This window comes from Bacteroides sp. D55t1_190419_B8 (assembly GCF_015558905.1).
In the GTDB taxonomy this organism is placed as follows: Bacteria; Bacteroidota; Bacteroidia; order Bacteroidales; family Bacteroidaceae; genus Bacteroides; species Bacteroides vicugnae.
This window is the reverse complement of record NZ_JADMOU010000059.1, coordinates 1-4,130: the sequence shown is the minus strand read 5'-3', so window position 1 is coordinate 4,130 and position 4,130 is coordinate 1. Positions and strand designations below refer to the sequence as shown.

General features: G+C 36.5%; 5 protein-coding genes. 3 read left to right on the top strand and 2 right to left on the bottom strand.

Annotated elements, in window-relative coordinates; all coding sequences use genetic code 11:
* Nucleotides 1-993 precede the first annotated feature (993 nt).
* The 3 genes from I2I13_RS24270 to I2I13_RS24260 all read left to right on the top strand — a co-directional run bounded on the left by I2I13_RS24270 (nt 994) and on the right by I2I13_RS24260 (nt 2,650).
* The gene (locus I2I13_RS24270) at nt 994-1,305 is read left to right on the top strand and encodes a hypothetical protein (protein WP_195650747.1); all 312 of its coding nucleotides are present in this window, start codon (nt 994-996) and stop codon (nt 1,303-1,305) included.
* Nucleotides 1,306-1,400: 95 nt separating this feature from the next.
* Nucleotides 1,401-1,619: a BACON domain-containing protein gene (locus I2I13_RS24265; RefSeq protein WP_195650746.1), complete on the top strand. Its 219-nt coding sequence runs from the start codon at nt 1,401-1,403 to the stop codon at nt 1,617-1,619.
* Nucleotides 1,620-1,645: 26 nt separating this feature from the next.
* Nucleotides 1,646-2,650 carry a PQQ-like beta-propeller repeat protein gene (locus tag I2I13_RS24260; RefSeq protein WP_195650745.1) on the top strand — a complete coding sequence of 335 codons (1,005 nt, stop codon included), beginning with the start codon at nt 1,646-1,648 and terminating at the stop codon, nt 2,648-2,650.
* Between the two features lie 7 nt (nt 2,651-2,657).
* Here the strand turns inward: I2I13_RS24260 and I2I13_RS24255 are convergent, their stop codons facing one another.
* Together I2I13_RS24255 and I2I13_RS24250 are read right to left on the bottom strand one after the other, a co-directional pair.
* Nucleotides 2,658-3,044 carry a hypothetical protein gene (locus tag I2I13_RS24255; protein ID WP_195650744.1) on the bottom strand — a complete coding sequence of 129 codons (387 nt, stop codon included), beginning with the start codon at nt 3,042-3,044 and terminating at the stop codon, nt 2,658-2,660.
* Entirely contained in the window at nt 3,005-3,973 is a 969-nt protein-coding gene (locus I2I13_RS24250) for an IS1595 family transposase (protein WP_195650743.1), read from the bottom strand. The genes I2I13_RS24255 and I2I13_RS24250 overlap by 40 nt, the downstream gene beginning before the upstream one ends.
* Nucleotides 3,974-4,130 lie beyond the last annotated feature (157 nt).

Below are 4,130 nucleotides of genomic sequence, written 5' to 3'. Positions count from 1 at the left end.
TTTTGGTACTGATATACATATCTACACTGGAAATCCTTCCGTCCCCGGAGGGATTTCTTTTTAATTATACGTATCTGCAAATTTGTCTGCGGACATTATATAGACATTCCCTATCTACGTATATAATATCAGTATTAACCAAAACATATATTGATATGATAATGAATGAAGATTTTTTGGATGCCTGTAAAGGGTTAGTGATGCACTGTAATTGCAATATTCTCATACTTGATGTCATGGGAGATTGCCGGGCATATATTGCTCCAGAAGTATTGCTAAAGACTAGGGAGTGTCGTTATAACGAAGTCAGAGATGCACAGGATATAACGAAACTAATATTGAACATTGGACACAACTTTGCTCGAGGTATGAATGCACAAGTACTTCGTGAAAGGACGCAATCCGTGCACAAGGAGAGTTTCAAATTTGGAACGGATAATTATTTGTGGCTTACTAAAGTGGATTTAAACCGCTAATTTGTTGTTTGAGTATAGGAAAGTAATTATATTTGTGCAGTCCTTTTAGGACAAGACATTGTTGGAAAATTAAAGAAGTGCCTTTACTAGTTAAAATCGCCAAATATTTAACAAATACACGAGGCACAGTCAACCTGCTATATAGAAGTGGGTTGTCTGTCTGCGTGTATTATATAAGGCGTTTGGCGATGCCTAACTAGTAGCGGACAGCAGCCCGCTTCTTCGTATATAAACCTTTCCTTTTTGGCTGCAGAGGGAGCCAAATACTTAGTATTATGAAAAGTATTACATTACTTACCGCTATCTGCTTTTTATGGGTCACTCTTACCCTTTTTGTATCTCTTACCCGCCAAATTGGTAACATGGAAATATCTTCAATGAGTATGGAGGAGTTATCTTCATTCGATTTTATATATTGGTGTATCTCCAGTATAGGATTATTATTTGCACGTATATCAATTACATTGTTCTTTTTTATATTATTCAGTAAACAAATTAGAAATAGGAGGAATTAATTATGGGATTAATTGCATTATTGGGAGTACTATTTTGGGTAATGATTTTCATCGCTTATATCTTGTTGCTAAGTGCTGTATATAAGTATGCGGCAAGGTTGGGGCAGGAACGAATTACATGGGTGGTAATTTCACTGTTTTGTAGTCCAGTAGTAGGGTTAATAGGTTTGTATATGGAAGGTGAAACGGACGAACACCGTAAAGCAAGAGTAATTGAAGAGGAAATGTGGAGACGTTCTTGTAGTAATATAGAGGTTCCTACCCCGGAAATTACGCATGAAAGTGATATTATGAATACACTTACTAATGGATAAAGCCTATTCATAATTAGATTCTGATAGGAACTCTCGATTGTATAAAGTTGTCAAATAATATAACTTTGCTCCACTAAACATCTAAAAATAGAATTATGAAGAAAGATTTTATTACTGCAACTCCGGATACAGGTTCCGGAAACGGAACTGTAAATGTGAAAGCCGATGAAAATATAGGAGGTAGCCGTTCCACATTTATAACCATAACCGGAGGTGGAATAACAAGGACTATTCCTATTTCACAAAAAGCGGCTCCAATTGATATAATTGTAGTAGGAGCTAGTGGTAACATTATAAAAACTACAATAACGTAGTATTAATCAACAAATTAAAAGCGATTATGAGAATGAAAATATTTTGTACGGTGGCGTTATTTGCCTGTTTGTTTATTGCGTGTGAAAAGGATAATGATGATTATGAACCTGTCAAACCACCTATAGAACAACCGAAAAAACCTGTTGAACCTGAGGAACCCGAAAAGCCAGATGAGCCTACTGCACCGCCGTCAACAGATGATATTATTAATATAAAAATAGGAGATTTAAATATGATAGTAGGAAGTAACAATTGGAATGCTGTTGCGTATGGCAATGGAAAATATGTGGCTGTTGGTTCAAAGGGAGGTATTACCTATTCAGAAGACGGAATTAACTGGACGACGGCTGTCGCAGGAAGTTATACGTGGACAAATGTTGTTTATGGAAACGGTAAATTTGTAGCCGCAGGGTCAACAGGACATACCGCCTTTTCTGAAAACGGAATTAACTGGACTACACGCCAACCTGGAAGTTCATCTAGAACTATAACTTGCATTACTTATGGAAACGGAAAATTTGTAGCCGGCTATCCTTTAGATACATACAGTTATATTTTAATTTCAACAGATGGAATGACATTCCGTAACATGGGAAATAGTTTAATTCCTTCTGGTCAATATTTAGAAAGTATGATATACGAAAGTGGGAAATTTAGAGCAATGGCAAGATATGGTACTATTTTTGAATCAACTGACGGAGAGGTGTGGGAGCAAATATCCGTAGGAGCCTCGTTCAGTTTTTCTTATCCAGGAACGTCTATTGCCTACTATAAAGAAAAATATGTAATGGTTGGTGGTAATGGACAAATTATTGCACCTAATAATGCGGGCGAATACCAAAAAATAAGTGTAGGTAGTGAAGACTGGAATAGAGTTTTATGTATCAACGGAAGATTTGTTGCAATAGGAGAAGGGGGGTATTATACAGTTTCAGAGAACGGCATCAATTGGTCAGAACCCGCTCGAATAACAGACGAATCAGGAAATGCTATTACAGCAAATTTAAATGGCATTTGTGCTGTACACTAATTAACCACTATCTTTTTCTGGCTTTCAACAAGAATTTATCAAACCTTTTAAAATCAGCCGGACTAAGTTCCGGCTCTTTTTGTATTAGTCCGTTTTTAGGGTCTATAAGGGAGGGAAGAGCTTTTGCCAATAACTTCTTAAATCCACGTTTACTTTTCGCTTTGGACGACTTATAGAGGTGATTTATTACGGTTAGGAAATAGCCTTGTTTGCCACACATTTCAAAGTAATACTTTTGAGGTATTTCCACATCGGACAAGTCCCCGAAGTAGGTGTTTATCAATAATTGTGTTCCCTGTACTGTCATACCTATAACTTCATTGACCATTGTTACACAGGGAATAGTAATTTCACCTAATATAAGCTCTGTTTGTTTTCTGTTAGTTCTATCCATTTTGCTTCTTTTATTTCTTTATGTGTTATACGTCCGTCAGAACAACAGAGGAAACAATTAAACATATCAGAAGCGTTAATGTCCCTCAAATTATATCTGAATATAAATTCGTCAACATACTTTTGCAAGTATTTTTTCGTGTGAACATTGCGATATGCACCTAATATCATACGTTTGAAATGTGTCCAACAGGCTTCTATTCTGTTGGTTGTGATATTGTCGTAACTATACAAATTCTTACTATGGTCAACAACTTGACGAGGATATTCCTTGCCTATTTCGTTGTAAGAAGCATTTTCATCCGTATAAATATTGGAATCGGGCTGTACGTGTTTCTTTATAAATGCAGAAAGAGTTTTGGCAGTAGTATCCCCCGTTACTAGAGCATTTATTAAGAAATCCCGTTGGATCATTCCAACTACTGGAGTTTTGTCTTTGTGGGAACGTCCTTGTGAGTGTGCTACTTTCTTGTTCCAATGGCGATTCTTGTTTCTACCCCCGACAAGTGTTTCATCAATTTCCACATCATCTGTTAGAGGATTTTCGTTAGCAAGATACATTTGGCTTCTTATTTTGTGCAGCATGAACCATGCAGTCTTTTGAGTGACCTCTATGTCTTTTGCCAACTGATAGGAAGAAAGACCTGCTTTGTGGTTAACAACCAACCATATAGCAACGAACCACCTTTGTAGGTCAATCTTTGTTTTCTCAAACATGGTTCCTGTTTTTACAGTAAAGTTCTTCCCTGTGTTTTTACAGCGATAATCCCCGTTTTTCAATTTATAGACTTTTGAAGTTTTATCAAACGGTGAAATGGGGCTACCGTGCCAATTAATAGCTTCAAGATGTTTAATGCAGGCTTCTTCATTTGGAAACTGCTTGTAAAGAGCTGGAATAGAATTTACTTTAATGTCAAATGGGTCTTTCATAAGGCTGTCCTCCAACTATTTTGTGACGTAACAATTTACAAAGATTTTATGAAATATCAAAGAAATCCGCAGACAAATTTGCAGATACGTATAATTAAAAAGAAATCCCTCCGGGGACGGAAGGATTTCCAGTGTAGATATGTATATCAGTACCTTT